The organism is Xanthomonas nasturtii (genome assembly GCF_023337365.3).
In the GTDB taxonomy this organism is placed as follows: domain Bacteria; phylum Pseudomonadota; class Gammaproteobacteria; order Xanthomonadales; family Xanthomonadaceae; genus Xanthomonas; species Xanthomonas nasturtii.
Genome location: NZ_CP142084.2, coordinates 2,787,438 through 2,806,514, shown reverse-complemented (window position 1 = coordinate 2,806,514; position 19,077 = coordinate 2,787,438). Strand labels below are relative to the sequence as shown.

Genomic DNA, 19,077 nt, shown 5'->3' with positions numbered 1-19,077 from the left:
TCATTCCACCCGCGTGCCGAAGATCCGGTCGCCTGCATCGCCCAGGCCGGGCAGGATGTAGCCCTTGTCGTTGAGGTGGTCGTCGATGGCGGCGGTGTAGACCTCCACGTCCGGGTGCGCCGCTTCCAGCGCCTTCAGGCCTTCCGGTGCGGCGACCAGGAAGATGCCCTTGATGCGGCGGGCGCCGGCGCGCTTGAGCATGTCGATGGTGGCGATCAGGGTGCCGCCGGTGGCCAGCATCGGGTCCAGGATCAGCGCGTCGCGTTCTTCCAGGCGGCCGGTGAGGCGTTCGAAGTAGGGCACCGGCTGCAGGGTTTCTTCATCGCGCTGCAGGCCGACCACGCTCACGCGTGCGGTCGGAATCAGCGCCAGCACGCCCGGCAACATGCCCAGGCCCGCGCGCAGGATCGGCACCAGTGTGATCTTCGCACCGGCAATGCGCTGCACCGTCACCGGGCCGGCCCAGCCCTGCTGGGTGTGCGATTCGGTGTCCAGGTTCGCGGTGGCCTCGTACGCCAGCAGCGTGCCCAGTTCGGTGACCAACTCGCGGAAGCCCTTGGTGCTCAAGGCGGCATCGCGCAGCAGACCGATCTTGTGCTGGACGAGGGGGTGGCGAACTTCGACGATTTTCATGGGCGGCGACAGGTGAGGGAGACGCACAGTGTGCCGCAGCCGCGTCGTGCGTCGCCACATATCCGGTGTGATCGCCGCTACCGGTGTCATGTCAATGAAACGTCGTAGACATAGTGTGCCCACTTATTCTTAACCGATTGGGGAAGCGCTCGTGTCGAACAAGACTCCGCTCTGTCTGGCGATCACGCTGACGCTGGCAAGCGCCGGCTGGGGCCCGCAGGCACATGCGGCAGAGCCTGTTGCCGCGATCGGCGCAGCCAGCGGTGCAGCCGCCATCGATCTGGAACGGCTGGAAGTGCGCCCGCAGCTGGAAGCGCAGGAGCGCGCAGTCGATCTCAAGCGCGCCTCCGATGCGATCCAGGATGCGGTGGCCTCCGATGCGATGGGCCGTTACCCCGACAAGAATGTTGCAGAATCCTTGCAGCGCCTGCCTGGCGCCAGCGTGACCCGCGACCAGGGCGAAGGTCGTTTTGTGGTGATCCGCGGTCTGGATTCGGCGCTCAACAGCGTCACCATCGACGGCATGACCATGGGTACGCCGGAAGACGGCACCCGCTCGGCGCCGCTGGACGTGATTCCCTCCGATTCCACCGAGCGCCTGAAGGTGGTCAAGTCGCCGACGCCGGATATGCCTGGCGATTCCATCGGTGGTGCGATCCAGGTCGAATCCACCTCCGCCTTCGATCGCGACGGGCGCACGTTGCGTGGCTCCATCGAAGGCAGCCACCAGTCGCTGTCGGGCAAGACCAGCCCGAAGGGTGCGTTCAACTACAGCGACATCTTCGATGGCACCTTCGGTGTGGCCGTGGGTGTGAATTACCAGGACCGCGAATTCGAATCCGACAATACCGAGGTTGCCTACGACACCTTCGCTGGTGGCGCGGACGACGACCTGTTCGCTGGCGAAGTACAACGCCGCAAATACTTCATCGAACGTACCCGCATGGGCGCGAACCTCAACCTGGATTGGCGCCCGGATGCGGACAACCGCTATTACCTGCGCACGCTCTACAGCCGCTTCGACGATGCCGAAACGCGTCAGCGCACCATTTTCGGCCTGGCCGATGGGCAGGTCAGCGCCAATGGCGACGGCACCTACAACGTGGCCGATCTGCCGGCCGATGCGATCTCCAAGCGCGTGCGCTATCGCACCAAGAAGGAAGACACCATGGCGCTGAGCTTTGGCGGTGAAAACCGCCTGAGCGCGGCCACGGTGGATTACAAGCTGGGCTACACCAAGACCACCGAACGCGTGAACGACGAAAAGGAAGCGCGCTTCACCTATGACGGCGACGACCTGTCGGCCAGCGTCGATCAGAACAGCGGCATTCCGCGGCTGGGGTTCTCCGACAACGGCTGGCAGCGCAACGACGATTTCGTGTTCGACCGGTTCGTGCTTGCGCCCAAGCGGGTGGACGACAGCGAGCGCAGCGCGCAGATCAACGTGCGCTTCGACGGCGAGCATGCCAGCCTGAAGATGGGCGTGCTCGGCCGCTGGCGCGAGCGCGATGTCAACGTGGATGAAAGCGAACTGCGACGCGGCCCGGCAATCGACCTGAGCGACTGGACCACCGCCGCGCCGGAACACCGTGGCGGCACCCTGGGCGAAAGCATCGGCTCGGATGGCATGCGCCGTTACTGGAACACCTCCGGCACGCTGTACAGCGCTCGCCCGCAGGATGTGGGCGGCAACCTGCAGACCTCGCTGCAGGACGATTACAAAGCCACCGAAGATGTCTTTGCCACCTATGCCATGGGCACCTGGGATATCGGCGCGCTACGCATGATCGCCGGCGTGCGCGTGGAAAACACCCAGTTCGACGCCACCGGCAACCAGGTGGATGTGGCCGCCAACGGCCGCACCGCGACGGTGACGCCGCGCGAGGCGTCCAGCAGCTACACCAACGTGCTGCCCGGCCTGCATCTGCGCTACGACACCGGCAACGACTGGGTGCTGCGCTTTGCCGCCAACAAGACCTTGTCGCGGCCGTCGTTCGGCGATGTATCGCCACGCGTGAGCATCAACCGTGGCGATAACGAAGTGAGCCTGGGCAACTCCGATCTCAATCCGTACCGCTCGCAGAATCTGGACCTGTCGTTCGAAAAATACATCGGCACCACCGGCGTGATCTCGCTGGGCGTGTTCCATAAATCGATCGACGACTACATCGTGCAGACCATCAACACCAACGATGCGGAATTTCCGGGCTTGCAGGTCACGCGCTCGATCAATGGGGACACCGCGAAGGTGCGCGGTGCCGAATTCAACTGGCAGCAGACCCTGGACTTCCTGCCCGAAGGATGGAATGGCCTGTTGCTCGGTGCCAGCGCCACGCTGCTGGACAGCGACTTCAACCCTGGCCTGGACAATCGCGCGGGCGACGACTTCACCTTGCCGCGCTCGTCCAAGCGCATCTACAGCGGCCATCTCGGCTATGAAAAATACGGCTTCAGTGCGCGCGTGGCAGCGGTGTATCGCAGCGAGTACCTGGACACCATCGGGCAGAGCCGCGCGTACGATATCTATGTCGCTCCGCACACCCAGCTGGATGTCAGCACGAATTATCAATTCAACAGCCACGTCAGCCTGTATCTGGAAGCGCAAAACCTGCTGGATGAGCCATTGGAGCTGTATCAGGGCATTCCCTCGCGCACGCTGCAACACGAAGAGTACGGCCGCACCTATGCGCTGGGCCTGAAGGTGGCGCTGTGAGCGTGCCGTGTCGTGTGTTGCAGACCACACTGCTGGCCGCCGCCCTGGCATTGGTCGGTTGCGCCAGTGCCCCGGCCGACCGCGAAGCCGACGAAGCGCTGCTGAAGGATCCCTTGCTCAGCGAGGCCAGGGTCGCGCACCAGGTGGTACCGGAAGCCTTCATCACTGCGCTGACGCCAGCGGACAATCTGGATTCCCCTGCCAGCTGGATGGCGCCGGATGGCAGCCGTTGGGTGATCGCCACGGCCAAGGCCACGCATGCGCTGGTGGTGTTCGATGGCGACAGCGGCAAGCGTCTGCGCGTGGTCGGCGGCAAGGGCAAGGCCCTGGGCAAGCTGGACCGCCCCAACGGCATTTCGGTAGTCGACGATCTGGTGTTCGTGGTGGAGCGCGACAACCGCCGCGTGCAGGTATTTTCACTGCCCCATTTCGAACCGTTGACCAGCTTCGGCCAGGACGAACTCCGCGAGCCCTACGGCCTGTGGGTGCGCAAGCATGATGGCGGCTATGAGGTGGTGGTCAGCGACAACTACATGTCGCCGACCAACAAGGATCTGCCGCCGCCGCTGGCCGAACTCGGTCAGCGCTTTCGTCGCTATCAGTTGAACGCTGCGGGGCAGGGCTGGCAGGCACGGTTGACCCAGAGCTTCGGCGATACCAGCGAAGCGGGTGCAGTGCGGATTGCCGAATCGGTGTTCGGCGATGAAGCCAATGCGCGCCTGATGATTGCCGAAGAAGACGTAGCCGTGGGCACGCAATTACGCGACTACGGCATGGACGGGCGTTATCGCGGCCGCGATGTCGGCACCGGCCTGTTCAAGGCACAGGCCGAAGGCATCACCTTGTTTGCATGCAGCGACGGCAGCGGCTACTGGATCGCCACCGATCAGTTCAAGGACCGCAGCGTGTTCCAGGTGTTCGACCGCAAGACGCTGGCGCATGTGGGCGCTTTTGCGGGCCGCGTCACCGCCAACACCGATGGCGTCTGGCTGGATCAACGCAGCGATGCGCGTTTTCCGGGTGGCGTGTTCTACGCATTGCATGACGACCAGGCAGTGGCCGCGTTCGATTGGCGCGACATCGCGCGCACGCTGCGTTTGAAAGAGTGCGCGCCATGACGGCCGTGCGCGCAGCGGCATGCGCATTGCTGGGGGTGATGGCAACAGCGAGCGGTGTGGCGTCGGCAGCGGAAGGTGCTGCCGAACCCAACACGCAGGTGCCGGCGGGCTCTACCCATTATGTTGCCGACGGCTTTCCGGACCGCATCGTCGCCACACCGGCGCAGGACGCGGCCACCGGGTTTGCGGTGGCGTGGCGTACCGATGCCAGCGTCAAGCAGCCCTGGCTGGAACTGGTGGTTGCCGGCGATTCGCCGGATGTGGGCGCGCCGCGTCGCATTCGTGCCAGCACCGCCACGCTGGCCAGCGAAAACGGCAGCTCGCATCACCATCGCGCCGATGTCGATGGATTGAAGCCGGACACGCTATATGCGTATCGCGTGCAGGGGCAGGGCACCTGGGGCGCGTGGAATCATTTCCGCACCGCCGCCAGCCCCGCCACGCCGCTGACGCTGCTGTATTTCGGCGATACCCAGAACAAGAACCTCAGTCTGGTTTCGCGGGTGATCCGCCAGGCCTGGCGCTCGGCGCCGGACGCGCGCTTGGCGCTGTTCGCCGGCGACCTGGTCAGCGGCAAGGATGGCCAGGACGATAACGAATGGGCCGAATGGTTCGAGGCCGGGCGCTGGCTGCTGGAAGGCACCGCAGTGGCACCTGCGCCAGGCAACCACGAGTATCACGAAGAAGGCGACGAGACGCCGCAGGCGACCCGCACGCTGGGCAGCCACTGGCCAGTGACCTTTGCGTTGCCGCGCAACGGACCTTCCGCCACCGCGCGCACCAGCTATTGGTTCGACTATCAGGGCGTACGCATTGCCGTGCTCGACGGCACCTCGGCGCTGGAGTTGGGCACCGGCCCGGCGCAGGCGCAGTGGCTGGACAAGGTACTGGCCGACAACCCGCATCCCTGGTCGATCGTGCTGATCCATCAGCCGTTCTTTTCCCCACGTGCCGATCGCGAGAACGAAAAATTGGTTGAACAGGTGCTGCCGGTGATCCGCCGCCACTAAGGTGGATCTGGTACTGCAGGGGCACGACCACACCTATGGCCGGCGCGGCGACGAAGCCGGGCAGGCGACGCCGTTGTTCGTGGTTTCGATCGCCGGGCCCAAGCAGTACCGACTCTCGGACATGGCGCGCAAGACCATGCGCCCGGTGGGCGAAGACACTCAGCTCTATCAGGTGCTGCGTCTCGACAGCCAGCACCTGGTTTACGAATCGCGCACCGCCACCGGGCGGCTGTACGACGCGTTCGAGCTGCAGCGCGACAGCAACGGCAGCAAACGCTTGATCGAGCATGAGCCCGGGCGCATTGCACCACGCGATTGCCCGCGTAGTGCCACGCTCAAGGGGCGCGCAGATCGGTGCTGGGAGTAAATGCGACAGAAAGGCCGCCGCGTTCACTGCTGTGCGGCAACGTGGCAGCCGTCGTTTGCCGCGCAGCAGGCACGGGCGCGATCATGCAACGGTCGCTGGTGTATCGCGTACCGCTGCAGGGCCACTCAGGCGACTGCTTAACCGGCAGCCGCCCTTGAACTGTTGAGCGTCAGGCAGTGCGGATCAGGCCGCCTCGGCCTGCACCTGACGCGGACCTTCCTTCAACGCACGCGCAATCAAGCCGACCAGCAGATCCAGCTCGTCTTCGTCCATCGCAAAATGCGGGGTAAAGCGCAGCGAATTCTCGCCGCCGTGGATCACGTTGACGCCGCGATGGCGCAACCACTCTTCGGTAGAGCCGGCGCCGTAGCACTTGAACTGCGGTGCCAGCTCGCAGGAGAACAGCAGCCCGGTGCCTTGCACCTTGGTGATCAACCCGCCGAGTTCGGCTTGCAAGGCTTCCAGCTTGGCGATTGCCTGCGCGCCGCGCAGGCGGATGTTGTCGCGCACCGCCGGGGTAAACAAGGCCAGGGTGGCGCAAGCCACATCCAGCGCACGCGGGTTGGTGGTCATGGTGTTGCCGTAGGTGCCCTTGCGATACACCTGCGCGGCGTGCTCGGTCACCGCCAGCACCGATAGCGGGTACTGCGCGGCATTGAGCGCCTTGGAATAGGTTTCCAGATCCGGCGGGTCCAGCTGCTCGAAGCCCGGGTAGTCCACCACCGACAGCACGCCATGCGCGCGCAGCCCGGCCTGGATCGAATCGACCAGCAGCAGGCTGCCGTGCGCGCGGGTGAGCGCGCGCGCCGCGGCGTAGAACTCGGCCGGCAGCGCACGCCCCGGGTCGCCTTCGCCCATCACCGGTTCCAGGAACACCGCTTCGATGAACCAGTGATTGCGCACGGCCTCCTCGAAGGCGCGCTCCAGGGCAGCCACATCGTACGGGGCGATCGCAATCACCGAATCCTCGTCGCGATAGCTGGCCAGATACTTGCTGTAGGTCTTGCGGCTGGAATCGGAATACAAACCGGGGCGGTCGGTGCGGCCATGGAAGCTGCCCTTGACCACCAGGCGCTTGATGGTGGCGCCGGCATGCCGTGCGCCCGGGTCGGTGTGCAGCTTGGCGTTGGTATCCACGATACGCGCGGCCAGGCCCACCGCTTCGGAGCCGGAATTGAGACACATGAAACGTGCGAACGGGCAGCCGCCGCGGCTGTGGCCGATCTCGGCACGCAGGGCGCGGTCGAGCCGGCGCTGCGCCAGGCTGGGCGTCATCACGTTGGCCATCACCTGCGGGCGTGCCATGGCCTCCAGCACCGGCGCCGGCGTGTGACCAAACCCGAGCATGCCGTAGCCGCCGGCGTCGTACAGCACTGCGCCCTTGAGTGTGACCACCCATGGCCCGCGCGCGGCAAGCGCCACATAGGGCGTCACGGCGTCGTCGGCGTAGAAGTTGATGAAACCTTCCTGCACCGCGCCGATCTGGGCGTCTTCGTCCAGATCCAGCAGGTCGGCGGCGTCATCGCGCACCAGCGCATAGTCGCTGGCGGCGGCACTGATTGCCTGCTGCAGATCGGGATGGTTGGGGGCCAGGCGCGCGATGGTCGCGTCGTCCAGGCCATCGGTCAGGCGGCGGCCGGCATGGGCACGCAGCGGGGCGAGCGGGGCAAGGACGGACATGGCGCATCTCCTACACGGTGGCGTTGTATTTCCTATTATCGGCAGAAGATCGGCGTTTGGCAGCGTGAATCTGGGCAGGAAGTACGGTATTTTCGTCGATTCGCCGAAACGAATGCGCATAGTGAAAATCACCCCCTCCGACGAACGCCTGTTATCGCTGCTGCGCGAGGACGCGCGCGCCTCCACCGCGCAGATCGCACGCCGGCTCGGGCTGTCGCGCACCACCGTGCAGAGCCGCATCGAAAAGCTCGAACGCGACGGCGTGATCAGCGGCTACACCGTGCGCACCCACGATGCCTACGAGCAGGGCCGCATCCGCGCGCACATCCTGATCACCGTGCTGCCCAAGAAGATGCCTTCCGTGGTCAAGGCGTTGCGCGACATCCCCGAAGTGCGCCTGCTGCATTCGGTCAGCGGCGCCTACGACCTGATCGCCCTGGGCGTGGTCGGCGGCGTCAACGAAATGGACGTGCTCACCGACGCCATCGGCGCCATTGATGGCGTGGAGCGCACGACGACGTCGATCATTCTGTCGACGAAGTTCGAGCGGTAAATGGGGAATCGGGAGCTAGCAAAGCCCTCTCCCCCCGGGGCGAGAAGGCGCGGCTGGCGCGCCACTGGCACGCGTGCCTTGGAGCGCCCGTGCCGCAAGCGCGGGCCGGGGCGCGGAGCGGGGCTTGGGGTGAGGGTACGGGGCGGAGCCCCCGTGTGCTCGAACGCCAATAGTGCTTCGCCGGTACCCTCATCCGGCGCTGCGCGCCACCTTCTCCCGATGGGAGAAGGATGTCCTCAGCATGTCCCGCTAAACTAGCGCCCCCAAACCGCTGTACCGCCTCGCCTTGAAGAAGTCCGATTTCCATTACGACCTGCCCGACGAATTGATCGCCCAGGCGCCGCTGGCCGAGCGCGCGGCCAGCCGCCTGCTGGTGGTGCCGCCGTCGCCACAGGCGCTGGCCGACCGCCAGGTGCGCGATCTGCCCGAGCTGCTGCAGCCGGGTGACCTGCTGATCTTCAACGACACCCGCGTCATCCCAGCGCGGTTGTTCGGGCAGAAGGCCAGTGGCGGGCGGGTAGAGATCCTGATCGAGCGCCTGCTGGGCGAGCGGCAGGCGCGGGTGCAGATCGGTGCCAGCAAGTCGCCCAAGGCCGGCAGCCTGATCGCGCTGGATGCCGGCGGCCAGGCCGAGGTGCTCGGGCGCGATGGCGAGTTCTATCTGCTGCGCTTCGAGATCCCGACCCCGCTGGAACACTGGCTGCTGGAGGCCGGGCGCCTGCCGCTGCCGCCCTATATCCGCCGCGAGCCGGGCATTGAAGACCGCGAGCGCTACCAGACCGTGTTTGCGCGCGAAGTCGGTGCGGTCGCCGCGCCCACCGCCGGCCTGCATTTCGACGAGGCGCTGCTGGCACGCCTGCGCGAGCGCGGGGTGGAGTTCGGCCACGTCACCCTGCACGTGGGCGCCGGCACCTTCCAGCCGGTGCGTGTGGACAGCCTCGACCAGCACGTGATGCATAAAGAATGGCTCAACGTCGGTGCCGCGCTGGTGGAGCAGGTGCGCCGCACGCGTGAGCGCGGCGGCCGCGTCATCGCGGTGGGCACGACGGTGGTGCGCTCGCTGGAAAGCGCCTGGCGCAAGACAGATGCGGCGCCTGACGGCGAACTGCTGCCGTTCGCCGGCGAAACCCAGATCTTCATCCTGCCCGGCTACCGCATCCGCAGCGTCGATGCGATGGTCACCAACTTCCACCTGCCCGAAAGCACCTTGCTGATGATGGTCTCGGCCTTCGCCGGCCGCGAACGCATCTTCGCCGCCTACCAGCACGCCATCGCCCAGCGCTATCGCTTCTTTTCGTATGGCGATGCGATGTTGTTGTGGGGCCGGGATTGGGGATTCGGGAGTGGGGATTCGTAAATGCGGAGGTTCGCTGCGCTTCCCGCTTCCGCCAAACTCGCTTCAGACTTCCCAAGGTTCAACGCTCAGCCAGCGGCCACGTCGCCCACGGCAATCAATCATCAAGTGAGCGGGCTCGGACGTTGCCGCGGCCTTCCGCCCACCGCCGCAGCCGCTCTTGCCAATCCCGAATCCCGAATCCCGAATCCCGAATCCCAAATCCCAAATCCCAAATCCCAAATCCCGAATCCCAAATCCCAAATCCCAAATCCCAAATCCCAAATCCCAAATCCCGGCCCCTCAATGTCCCGACTCCAGTTCCAGCTCCAGGCCACCGACGGCCATGCCCGGCGTGGCCGCCTGACCTTTCCGCGCGGCACGGTGGAAACGCCGGCATTCATGCCGGTTGGCACCTACGGCTCTGTCAAGGGCATCCTGCCCGAGCAGATCCGCGCGCTGGGGGCGGAGATCATCCTGGGCAATACCTTCCATCTGTATCTGCGCCCCGGTCTGGATGTGATCGGCGACCACGGCGGGCTGCACGGGTTTGCGCGCTGGGACGGGCCGATCCTTACCGATTCCGGCGGTTTCCAGGTGTTCTCGCTGGCGCATCGCCGCAAGATCACCGAGCAGGGCGTGACGTTTTCCTCGCCCACCGACGGCGCACGGGTGTTCCTGGGGCCGGAGGAGAGCATGCAGATCCAGAAGGTGCTCGATTCTGACATCGTGATGATCTTCGACGAGTGCACGCCGTACCCCGCCACCGAGGAGGTGGCGCGGCGCTCGATGGAGCTGAGCCTGCGCTGGGCGCAGCGCTCGCGCGATGCGCACGACGGGTTGGGCAACGATGCGGCGCTGTTCGGCATCGTGCAGGGCGGGGTGCACCCGGACCTGCGCAGCCGCTCGCTGGACGGCCTGCGCGCCATCGGCTTCGATGGCTACGCGATCGGCGGCCTGGCGGTGGGCGAGCCCGAACACGAGCGCAACGCCATGCTCGAACACCTGCATCCGCGCCTGCCGGCCGAGCGCCCGCGCTATCTGATGGGGGTGGGCCGGCCCGAGGACCTGGTCGAAGGCGTGGCCCGTGGCGTGGACATGTTCGACTGCGTCATGCCCACCCGCAACGCGCGCAACGGCCACTATTTCACCTCGTTCGGCACCGTGCGCATCCGCAACGCCAAGTACGAACGCGACCTGGACACCATCGAGCCGGGGTGCGGCTGCCACGCCTGCTGCAGCGGCTACACGCGCTCCTACCTGCGCCATCTGGACCGCTGCAACGAGATGCTGGCGCCGATGCTGGGCACCCTGCACAACCTCTGGTACTACGAAAAATTGATGTCCGACCTGCGTGCGGCCATCGCCTCGGGAACCTTTGTGGAGTTCCGGCGGTCCTTCTATGCGGCACGCGGCGCCATCACGCCGCCGTTGCCGGGGGAAACCAGCTGAAACCGGCTGTCCGCGCCCTGGCGCGGACGGTTGCGAACCCGCATGGCATAATTCCCGGCTGCTCCGCCCTGGCGGTACCTGAATAGCGAGTGGGCCCGTGGGCGCGCTGGCACCAAACTAGGATGCATTGAATGAATTTGCTCGATTTCCTGATCCCCGTCGCCCAGGCGCAAGCCACCGGCGGTGCGCCGGCAGCCGGCCCGTTGGGTGGCCTGTCCACCTTCGCGCTGCCGATCATCCTGATCGCTGTCATGTACTTCCTGATGATCCGCCCGCAGATGAAGCGTCAGAAGGAGCACAAGTCGCTGCTGGACAAGCTGGCACGCGGCGATGAAGTCATCACCTCCGGCGGCGTTGCCGGCGTGATCACCGACATCGGCGACAACTTCATCAGCGTGGAAGTGGCCGACAACGTGCGCATCCGCGTGCAGAAGAGCGCCGTGGGCCATGTGCTGCCCAAGGGCACGCTGAAGTCGGCCAGCTGAGTCGCGCCATCGGCATCGGGCACCGTCTGGCGCTGCCGGCCGGTGCTCCAAACCGCCAGCGGCCGCTCGTACACACCGCTGTCGTCGTGCTGCCGATGCGTGCTTGGGGATGCTCAAGACGTCGCTGCACACGAACACCTGCAACACCACAACTGCGCGCACCGTCAGGCGGGCGCAGTCGGTGCACGAAGTCGGAACTCGCCCTTCGGGCGCTTTCGCTCGGCGCACTGCCCGTATCCACCGGATGACCGCTCGCGACGTTGTATCGGCCGCTTGAAGTCGTTCTCACTGCTAGGCGCGGCGCCGGGATGGTGCTGTGCGGGACTGTCGCAATGCTCGAATTTCCTCGCTGGAAGTATTTCCTGATCCTGCTGGTGCTGGCGGTCAGCGCGCTGTATGCGCTGCCCAACATCTACCAGAAGGACCCGTCCGTGCAGATCACCGCCAGCCGCGGTGCGCAGCTCGACGACGCATTGCGCAGCCGTATCGACGGCGAGCTCAAGGGCGCGGGCATCACGCCCAAGGCGGTCACCAAGGAAGGCGAGAGCCTGATGGTGCGCCTGCCCACCCTGCAGGCCCAGACCCGCGCCAACGACGTGCTGCGCCAGCAGCTGGGCGAGAACTACACGGTGGCGCTGAACCTGGCTTCGACCGTGCCGGAATGGCTGGCCAAGCTGGGCGGCAAGCCCATGGTGCTGGGGTTGGACCTGGTTGGTGGCGTGCACTTCGCCATGCAGGTCGACCAGAAGGCCGCAGTGGAAAAGCGCCTGGACGGCTTTGCCGAAGACATCCGCACCACCTTGCGCGACGGCCGCATCGCCTATCGCTCGGTCGAGCGCCGCGGCGACAACAGCATCCAGGTCAGCCTGAGCGAAGGCGCCAGCGCCGACGCCGCACGTGTGGCACTGGCCAAGGCGCAGCCGCTGCTGACCTACGACGTCAGCGGCCAGAACATCGCCGTCAAGGTGCCGGAGGCCGAGCTCAAGCAGATCGCCAGCGGTGCGATCGAGCAGAACCTCACCACCTTGCGCAACCGCGTCAATGCGCTGGGCGTGTCCGAGCCGACCATCCAGCGCCAGGGCGAAGACCGCATCGTGGTCGAGCTGCCGGGCCTGCAGGACACCGCCGAGGCCAAGCGCCTGATCGGTGCCACCGCCTCGCTGGAATTCCGTGCGGTGGTCGAAGGCAACGCCGAAGACGCCGTGCGCAGCGGCACCATTCCGCCGGAAGCCAAGGTCTACCGCCTGCGCGACAGCAACGCGCCGGTGTTGCTCAACAAGCGCGCGCTGGTGACCGGCGACCAGATGGTCAGCGCCAGCGTGTCCAACGACCAGAACGGCATGCCGGCGGTGTCGGTGACGCTCAACAACGTCGCCGGCCAGCGCATGCTCGACTACACCAGCGCCAACGTCGGCAAGCTGATGTCGGTGGTCTATATCGAACGCATTCCCACCGTGACCATGGTCGACGGCAAGGAAGTGCGCAGCGTGCGCGTCAAGGAAGAAGCCCTGTCGCCGACCCGCATTGCCGGTGTGTTCGGCAAGAACTTCCAGACCACCGGCCTGGAAAAGACCGAAGCCGAAAACCTGGCCAAGCTGCTGAAATCCGGTTCGCTGGCCGCACCGATGGATTTCGTCGAGGAATACGTGATCGGCCCAAGCCTGGGTGCAGAGAACGTGGAGCGCGGCGTCACCGCAGTGATCTACTCGTTCCTGTTCACGCTGGTGTTTTTCACCATCTACTACCGCGTGTTCGGCGCGATCACCTCGGTGGCGTTGCTGTTCAACCTGCTGATCGTGGTGGCGGTGATGTCGCTGTTCGGCGCCACCATGACGCTGCCCGGTTTTGCCGGCCTGGCCCTGTCGGTGGGTCTGTCGGTGGACGCCAACGTGCTGATCAACGAGCGTATCCGCGAAGAATTGCGCCTGGGCGTGCCAGCCAAGTCGGCGATTGCCGCCGGCTATGAAAAGGCCGGCGGCACCATCCTCGATGCCAACCTCACCGGGTTGATCGTGGCGGTGGCCTTGTACGCCTTCGGCACCGGCCCGCTGAAGGGCTTCGCGCTGACCATGATGATCGGTATTTTCGCCTCGATGTTCACCGCGATCACCGTGTCGCGCGCGCTGGCGGTGCTGATCTACGGCAGCCGCAAGAAGCTGAAGACCGTCGCTATCTGAGATGCGAGTCCGGCCTCGATCCATGCAGCCAAGCTGTAGGGGTCGAGGGATGAATCCCTTCGCAAGCGTTGCGCATCCCGATGGTGCGCAACGTCTAAACGGAAGATCTTTTCCATGAAATTGTTCCCGCTCCATCTCATTCCCAACGACACCAAGATCGACTTCATGCGCCTGCGCAAGCCGGTGCTGATCCTGATGCTGGTGATCGCGGTGGCCTCGGTCGGCGTCATCGTCGGCAAGGGCTTCAACTACGCCCTGGAATTCACCGGCGGCACCTTGGTGCAGACCTCGTTCCAGAAACCGGTGGACGTGGACCAGGTGCGTGAGCAGCTGTCCAAGGCCGGGTTCGAAAATGCCCAGGTGCAGAACGCACGCGGCGGCAATGAAGTGATGATTCGCCTGCAGGCGCGCGAGCAGCACAATAATCGCGACGATGCCGCAACCACGGTTGCCGAGGAAGTGCGCAAGGCCGTCAGCACCGCGCAGAACCCCGCCACCGTGCAGCCGGGCGAGTTCGTCGGCCCGCAGGTGGGCAAGGACCTGGCCTTGAACGGCGTGTATGCCACGGTGTTCATGCTGGTGGGCTTCTTGATCTACATCGCGTTCCGCTTCGAATGGAAGTTTGCGGTGGTCGCCAGCCTCACTGCCTTGTTCGATTTGCTGGTGACCGTGGCCTTCGTATCGCTGACCGGCCGCGAATTCGACCTGACCGTGCTGGCCGGCCTGCTGTCGGTGATGGGCTTTGCGATCAACGACATCATCGTGGTGTTCGACCGCGTGCGCGAAAACTTCCGCGCGCTGCGGGTGGAGCCGCTGGAAGTGTTGAACCGTTCGATCAACCAGACGCTCTCGCGCACGGTCATCACCGCGGTGATGTTCTTCCTGTCGGCGTTGGCGCTGTACATCTACGGCGGCGAGTCGATGGAAGGCCTGGCCGAGACGCACATGATCGGCGCGGTGATCGTGGTGATTTCCTCGGTGATCGTCGCGGTGCCGATGCTGAGCATCGGACCATTTGCGGTGACCAAGCAGGATCTGCTGCCCAAGGCCAAGGACGTGGAGGCGCTGGCGCGTCGTCCTTGATGGGTTGGCAAAAGGTCTGACGAGAAACCGCGCAGTGCGCGGTTTTTTCGTTTGTGGCGGTGGACGTCGTGCGTGTGCGGTTGTGCACTGCGACGGCCACTACGCAAGATTTTGAACCTGGTCCATCTGCGCCGGATGGCGCTTGCCGCTGGCCAGGATGAAGCGCTGTATCCAGCTCAGAGAGGCTGCCCGGTGCGCAGGCTGTAGTGCCGTGCCCGCAGGTGGGCGCTCACCTGATCGTGTAGCCAGGGCGCTGCAATTGCTGTTACGCCGCTTTTTTGGGGGTGTATCTCATACGCCTGCGTCTGTGCTGGATAACACCGCAAGCATCCACATGGTCGCGGCCGCTTGCCGTCGTGCAATCCCATACCCCGGCTAGGATTTCCCCAGTTCACAAAGCGCCAGCGATCGAAGATACTCAGCGCAACACCGCATTTTGGCGGTCCAATAGTAGTTAGGCCGTGGTGGAGCAAACGCGTTGGTGGGTGCAGCTTCGGTGAGTTCGCTGGCACGCATGCAGTCGGCTCCGGGGAGCAGTCATCGCCGTTTTGGGTAGCGGCAAGTTCGGCGCTTCGCCTTCGCACGTCATTGCCGCGCTGCGCTCGTTGCACTTGGCTTCGGTGGCCCCACGCGCCGCTGCATCGCTGGGCAAGCTCCATCCCACAACCTGTGGCACACTTTGTCCAGGCGGCAGTACTGGGGAGCATGGTTGCACCATCCAACCTTTGCGGCCACTCACTGCCTAACAACTCATTCAAGCCGAAGTTGCTTCGCAACTCGGCTTAACTCACGCGTTAGGCGGATGAGTAGAGACAATCGCAACTGAGACTTTTCATGGACAACTATCAGCTTGTTACATCGCCCTTATGCCGCTTCGTCACGACCGGTGGCCGCACTGTTCGCCTAGAGATCTATCGCGGCCCCGACACCGACTGGACTCTTGAGGCTGTTGATGAGTTCAATAATTCCACCGTCTGGGATGACCTATTCGCCACGGACCAGGCCGCACTTGACGAGGCGTTGCGCACCATTCGGGATGAGGGCATTGACTCCCTCATTGGTCCACCCAGCGGCGTCCATAATGGATCAGCCGCCTAACAGTTCATTCAAGCCGAACTGCGCTTAGCAACTCGGCTTAACTCAGGCGTTAGGCAGTGGTGGGCCATTACACAGATGCAACGCACCCGCCACTCACTTCAGGCAGTGGCGCCCGCCAAGCATGCGCGCAACGCGCGCAGCTTCTCGACGGATCACAGATTCCAATCGATCCGCATGCCCGCGATCAGGGCGTTCTTCAGATCGTTGGTGCGGGTGGGTTCGTTGAACTGGTCGGGGTTGATCACGTAGTGCAGGTTGGGGGCGATGCGCAGGCGCTTGGTGACCTGGATGCCGTAGCTGAGCTCCATCATGATCTGGTTGTCGGCCGGGGTGCCGGTGCCGCCGGCGGTAGCGCGCGCCAGGCGCAGGTTTTCCAGGGCCTCGTCGCTGTATTTCTGCTGGGTGATCACAAACGCGATGTTGTCCTGCGGGCGGCTGGCGAAGGTGCCTTTCTGCACCAGGCCCAGTTGCACGAAGTGGTCTTCGATGGCCTGGCCGCCGGTGCTCTTGAGGACGGCGGCAAAGACGGTGAGGCCCTGGGTGCCCGACGGGTCGGGGTTGGTGACCTGTTGTTCGAAGCGGCCGAACAGGCCCGAGCGACCTTGCTTGTTTTCATAGCCCAGGCCGCTGAGCACGGCGGGGTTGCCGTTGCGGTCGCGTAGCGGGTCGGTGTAGTCGGAGTTGTCCTGCCAGCCGCCGACTTCGTACATCGCCGCCAAGGTGCCGTCGCCGCCCTTGTTCTTGTAGCCGATGGCGTAGGGCACCACCACGCCGGTGGTGTCGTCGGTGCTCCACTTCAGGCCGTGCTGGCCGTCCTGTGCCTGCACCGGGTTCACTTCATACGCGCCCACATGCACATAGACCTTGGGCGTGACCCAGGCGGTGGCGTGCGCGGCCCAGCTGGACACCGGCCAATAGGTGAAGTTGCTGGTGCGGAACACGAAGGTGGGGTTGCCGCAGGCCGCGTTGCCCTGGAAGTACTGGCACAGGTCCGAGCCGAGGAAGTGGATATTGGCCACGCTGCGGCCGGCTTCCAGTTCCAGGCGGTCGTTGAAGAGCTTCTGCAGCAGGGTGAAGTTCGCCAGGCGCGTGCCCTGGCCGCCGTAGATTTCCTGCACCGAGGTGCTGTTGCCAATGCTGCTGTTGGACAGGTTGGTGCCGTGGCGGTTGGAGACGTACAACTTGACGGTGGCACCGTTCCAGCCGAACAGGCGGCCCATGTCCACGTCGGTGCCGACCATCAACTGGCCGGCGTAGGCGTCGCCGTTTTTGCGGCCGCCGTCGATCATCGAGGCGGCTTCGCCGGTGTAGCCCAGCTTGAGCTTGAAGGCGTCGGCGGCATCCTGCGCATGGGCGAGCGGGGTCAATGCCAGGGTCAGCGACAGGCACAGCAGGCGGTGGCGGTGGTGGGCGAGGGCGGTCATGGCAGGACTCCGGACAAAAGGGCGTGGCCTAAGTGGCGAACGCGACAGCTAAGGGGTGGGCAAGCCGCTGGCCGCGCACGACGGTGCGCAGCCAGCGATGAAACCGATCAGGGGTGAGTTGGCTCAGCGATCAGCTGCGGTGAAAGCGCACAGCTGATCGGCAACGCGCGGCAACCGTGCGTTAGGTGACCACGTCGGCCACCGGCTTCTTGAGCAGGCGCAGCGCGATGGCAGTGACCACCACGCCGACCACCAGGGCCAGCACGTAATTGAGCAAGTGGGTGACGGCGTTGGGAATCAGCAGCACGAAGATGCCGCCATGCGGTGCCTTCAACTCGGCACCGGCGGTCATCGAGATCGCGCCGGCCACGGCCGAACCGACCACCAGTGCAGGGATGGTGCGCAATGGGTCGCGCGCGGCATACGGAATGGCACCCTCGGTGACGAAGGCCAGGCCGAGCACGCCGGCAGCGGTGGCCGAGCCGCGTTCTTCCACGGTGAAGCGGTTGCGGAACACCCAGGTGGCCAGCGCGATGCCCAGCGGCGGGGTCATGCCGGCCACCATGGCGGCGGCCATCGGGGTATAGACCTGGCTGGCGATCAGGCCGGTGGAAAACGCATAGGCCGCCTTGTTGACCGGCCCGCCCATGTCGAAGGCCATCATGCCGCCGAGCAACAGGCCCAGCAGCAGCGCGCTGCTGCCCTGCATGCCGCGCAGCCAGGCGGTGAGCCAGGCCAGCAGGTCGGCCACCGGTTGGCCGAACACGTACATCATCGCCAGCCCGACCAGCAGGGTGCCCAGCACCGGCAGGATCAGCACCGGCTTGAGACCTTCAAGATTGCGCGGCAGCTTGATGTAGCGGTTGAGCGCGGCCACGCCGTAGCCGGCGATGAAGCCCGCAATGATCCCGCCGAGGAAACCGGCATTGAGGTTGGCCGCAACCAGCCCGCCGATCATGCCGGGCGCGATGCCGGGGCGGTCGGCGATGGAGTAGGCGATATAGCCGGCCAGGGCGGGCACCATCAGGGTGAAGCCGGCCTTGGCGCCAATCTGGAACAGCGACCACGCCAACGTGCCCTGGTGCGCGTCGTCGCCGGCGTAGATGCCGCCCAGCGCGAACGCCAGCGCGATCAACAGGCCGCCGGCAGTGACGAACGGCAACATGAACGACACGCCGGTCATCAGATGCTTGTAGGCGCCGGTGCGGGCATTGCCCTTGCTCGCGGTGGCGCTGCCGGCGGTGCCGGTGGTCGGTGCCGCGCCGCCGTGCACGCTGGCTTCGGCTAGTGCCTTGTTGATCAGCGCCGGGCCGTCGTTGATGGCTGGCTTGGTGCCGCTCTTGAACAGGCGCTTGCCGGCGAAACGGGCCAGGTCGACCTCGCGGTCGGCGGCAATGATGACGACATCGGCAGCGCGGATTTCGTCATCGGTGAGCGCGTCCTGCGCACCGACCGAGCCCTGGGTTTCCACCCGCATCTGGTAGCCGAGCTTCTTTGCGGCCTGCTGCAGGCCTTCGGCGGCCATGAAGGTGTGCGCGATGCCGGTGGGGCAGGAGGTGATGGCCACGATGCGCTTGTTGCCTGCGCCTGCCGAGGCGGTTGCGACGGCAGGTGCCGCGAGCTGGCTGACGGCAGCAGCCGGGTCGTCCAGCACCGCGCCCAGGCTCAGATGCAGCAGTTGCGCGTCGCCGAAGCGCGCGGTGTCGGCATCGGCATCGCCGACGATCAGGACGTGCGCGGCGCCGTTGGTCAGCTCGGTCGGCAGCGCGCCAAGCACGCCCTGATCGCTGCGGATTTCGATCGTCACGCTGCGCCCGGCGGCGGTGGCCGCGCGGCGCAGCGCTTCGGCCGCCAGAACGGCTTCGGTACTGCGGTCGCCGGCGGCGATGACCACGATGGAAGAGGACATGGCAAAACTCCTGCTGTGTTGCGGTCGCCGGGAGGCCGGCGG

At 65.3% G+C, this 19,077-nt stretch carries 13 protein-coding genes and 1 pseudogene; 10 read left to right on the top strand and 4 right to left on the bottom strand.

Features of this window, described 5'->3' with window-relative positions:
- A complete protein-coding gene (gene upp, locus M3O59_RS12230; RefSeq protein WP_064634675.1) occupies positions 1-633 on the bottom strand; it encodes a uracil phosphoribosyltransferase in 633 nt (210 codons plus the stop codon).
- Positions 634-784: 151 nt separating this feature from the next.
- Between upp and M3O59_RS12225 the strand changes: the two genes are divergently transcribed.
- The 3 genes and pseudogenes from M3O59_RS12225 to M3O59_RS12215 all read left to right on the top strand — a co-directional run bounded on the left by M3O59_RS12225 (position 785) and on the right by M3O59_RS12215 (position 5,841).
- Entirely contained in the window at positions 785-3,346 is a 2,562-nt protein-coding gene (locus M3O59_RS12225) for a TonB-dependent receptor (protein WP_181920529.1), read from the top strand.
- Entirely contained in the window at positions 3,343-4,464 is a 1,122-nt protein-coding gene (locus M3O59_RS12220) for a phytase (RefSeq protein WP_116905713.1), read from the top strand. Before M3O59_RS12225 ends, M3O59_RS12220 begins: the two co-directional genes overlap by 4 nt.
- Positions 4,461-5,841 (top strand): annotated as a pseudogene (locus tag M3O59_RS12215) (metallophosphoesterase). The gene M3O59_RS12220 and the pseudogene M3O59_RS12215 overlap by 4 nt, the downstream one beginning before the upstream one ends.
- Before the next feature lie 183 nt (positions 5,842-6,024).
- On the opposite strand, the gene M3O59_RS12210 reads toward M3O59_RS12215, so the two are convergent.
- Positions 6,025-7,521 carry an aminotransferase class III-fold pyridoxal phosphate-dependent enzyme gene (locus tag M3O59_RS12210; RefSeq protein ID WP_249046884.1) on the bottom strand — a complete coding sequence of 499 codons (1,497 nt, stop codon included), beginning with the start codon at positions 7,519-7,521 and terminating at the stop codon, positions 6,025-6,027.
- A gap of 121 nt (positions 7,522-7,642) precedes the next feature.
- Between M3O59_RS12210 and M3O59_RS12205 the strand changes: the two genes are divergently transcribed.
- From M3O59_RS12205 to M3O59_RS12175, 7 genes are all read left to right on the top strand, one after another.
- Positions 7,643-8,074, top strand: coding sequence for an Lrp/AsnC family transcriptional regulator (locus M3O59_RS12205; protein ID WP_064634670.1), 432 nt, complete (start codon positions 7,643-7,645; stop codon positions 8,072-8,074).
- 286 nt (positions 8,075-8,360) lie between these two features.
- Positions 8,361-9,431, top strand: coding sequence for a tRNA preQ1(34) S-adenosylmethionine ribosyltransferase-isomerase QueA (gene queA / locus M3O59_RS12200; protein ID WP_249046400.1), 1,071 nt, complete (start codon positions 8,361-8,363; stop codon positions 9,429-9,431).
- 282 nt (positions 9,432-9,713) lie between these two features.
- Positions 9,714-10,859 carry a tRNA guanosine(34) transglycosylase Tgt gene (gene tgt / locus M3O59_RS12195; protein WP_116906116.1) on the top strand — a complete coding sequence of 382 codons (1,146 nt, stop codon included), beginning with the start codon at positions 9,714-9,716 and terminating at the stop codon, positions 10,857-10,859.
- Between the two features lie 131 nt (positions 10,860-10,990).
- A complete protein-coding gene (gene yajC / locus M3O59_RS12190) occupies positions 10,991-11,344 on the top strand; it encodes a preprotein translocase subunit YajC (RefSeq protein ID WP_064634667.1) in 354 nt (117 codons plus the stop codon).
- Between the two features lie 332 nt (positions 11,345-11,676).
- Positions 11,677-13,521 (top strand): protein translocase subunit SecD, encoded by a 1,845-nt coding sequence (gene secD / locus M3O59_RS12185; protein ID WP_181920586.1) that lies wholly within the window; start codon positions 11,677-11,679, stop codon positions 13,519-13,521.
- Between the two features lie 114 nt (positions 13,522-13,635).
- A complete protein-coding gene (gene secF, locus M3O59_RS12180) occupies positions 13,636-14,604 on the top strand; it encodes a protein translocase subunit SecF (RefSeq protein WP_116906114.1) in 969 nt (322 codons plus the stop codon).
- An 834-nt stretch (positions 14,605-15,438) separates the two neighbouring features.
- Complete coding sequence (locus tag M3O59_RS12175) at positions 15,439-15,702, top strand: hypothetical protein (RefSeq protein WP_064634665.1); 264 nt, start codon at positions 15,439-15,441, stop codon at positions 15,700-15,702.
- Positions 15,703-15,854: 152 nt separating this feature from the next.
- Here the strand turns inward: M3O59_RS12175 and M3O59_RS12170 are convergent, their stop codons facing one another.
- Together M3O59_RS12170 and M3O59_RS12165 are read right to left on the bottom strand one after the other, a co-directional pair.
- Positions 15,855-17,126, bottom strand: coding sequence for a carbohydrate porin (locus tag M3O59_RS12170; protein ID WP_181920585.1), 1,272 nt, complete (start codon positions 17,124-17,126; stop codon positions 15,855-15,857).
- 181 nt (positions 17,127-17,307) lie between these two features.
- Positions 17,308-19,035, bottom strand: coding sequence for a PTS fructose transporter subunit IIC (locus M3O59_RS12165; RefSeq protein WP_116906113.1), 1,728 nt, complete (start codon positions 19,033-19,035; stop codon positions 17,308-17,310).
- Positions 19,036-19,077: the final 42 nt, after the last annotated feature.

Coding starts and splice junctions, on each gene's coding strand:
- upp (WP_064634675.1), bottom strand. CDS start 633: ATGAAAATCGTCGAAGTTCGCCACCCCCTCGTCCAGCACAAGATCGGT.
- M3O59_RS12210 (WP_249046884.1), bottom strand. CDS start 7,521: ATGTCCGTCCTTGCCCCGCTCGCCCCGCTGCGTGCCCATGCCGGCCGC.
- tgt (WP_116906116.1), top strand. CDS start 9,714: ATGTCCCGACTCCAGTTCCAGCTCCAGGCCACCGACGGCCATGCCCGG.
- yajC (WP_064634667.1), top strand. CDS start 10,991: ATGAATTTGCTCGATTTCCTGATCCCCGTCGCCCAGGCGCAAGCCACC.
- secD (WP_181920586.1), top strand. CDS start 11,677: ATGCTCGAATTTCCTCGCTGGAAGTATTTCCTGATCCTGCTGGTGCTG.
- secF (WP_116906114.1), top strand. CDS start 13,636: ATGAAATTGTTCCCGCTCCATCTCATTCCCAACGACACCAAGATCGAC.
- M3O59_RS12175 (WP_064634665.1), top strand. CDS start 15,439: ATGGACAACTATCAGCTTGTTACATCGCCCTTATGCCGCTTCGTCACG.
- M3O59_RS12170 (WP_181920585.1), bottom strand. CDS start 17,126: ATGACCGCCCTCGCCCACCACCGCCACCGCCTGCTGTGCCTGTCGCTG.
- M3O59_RS12165 (WP_116906113.1), bottom strand. CDS start 19,035: ATGTCCTCTTCCATCGTGGTCATCGCCGCCGGCGACCGCAGTACCGAA.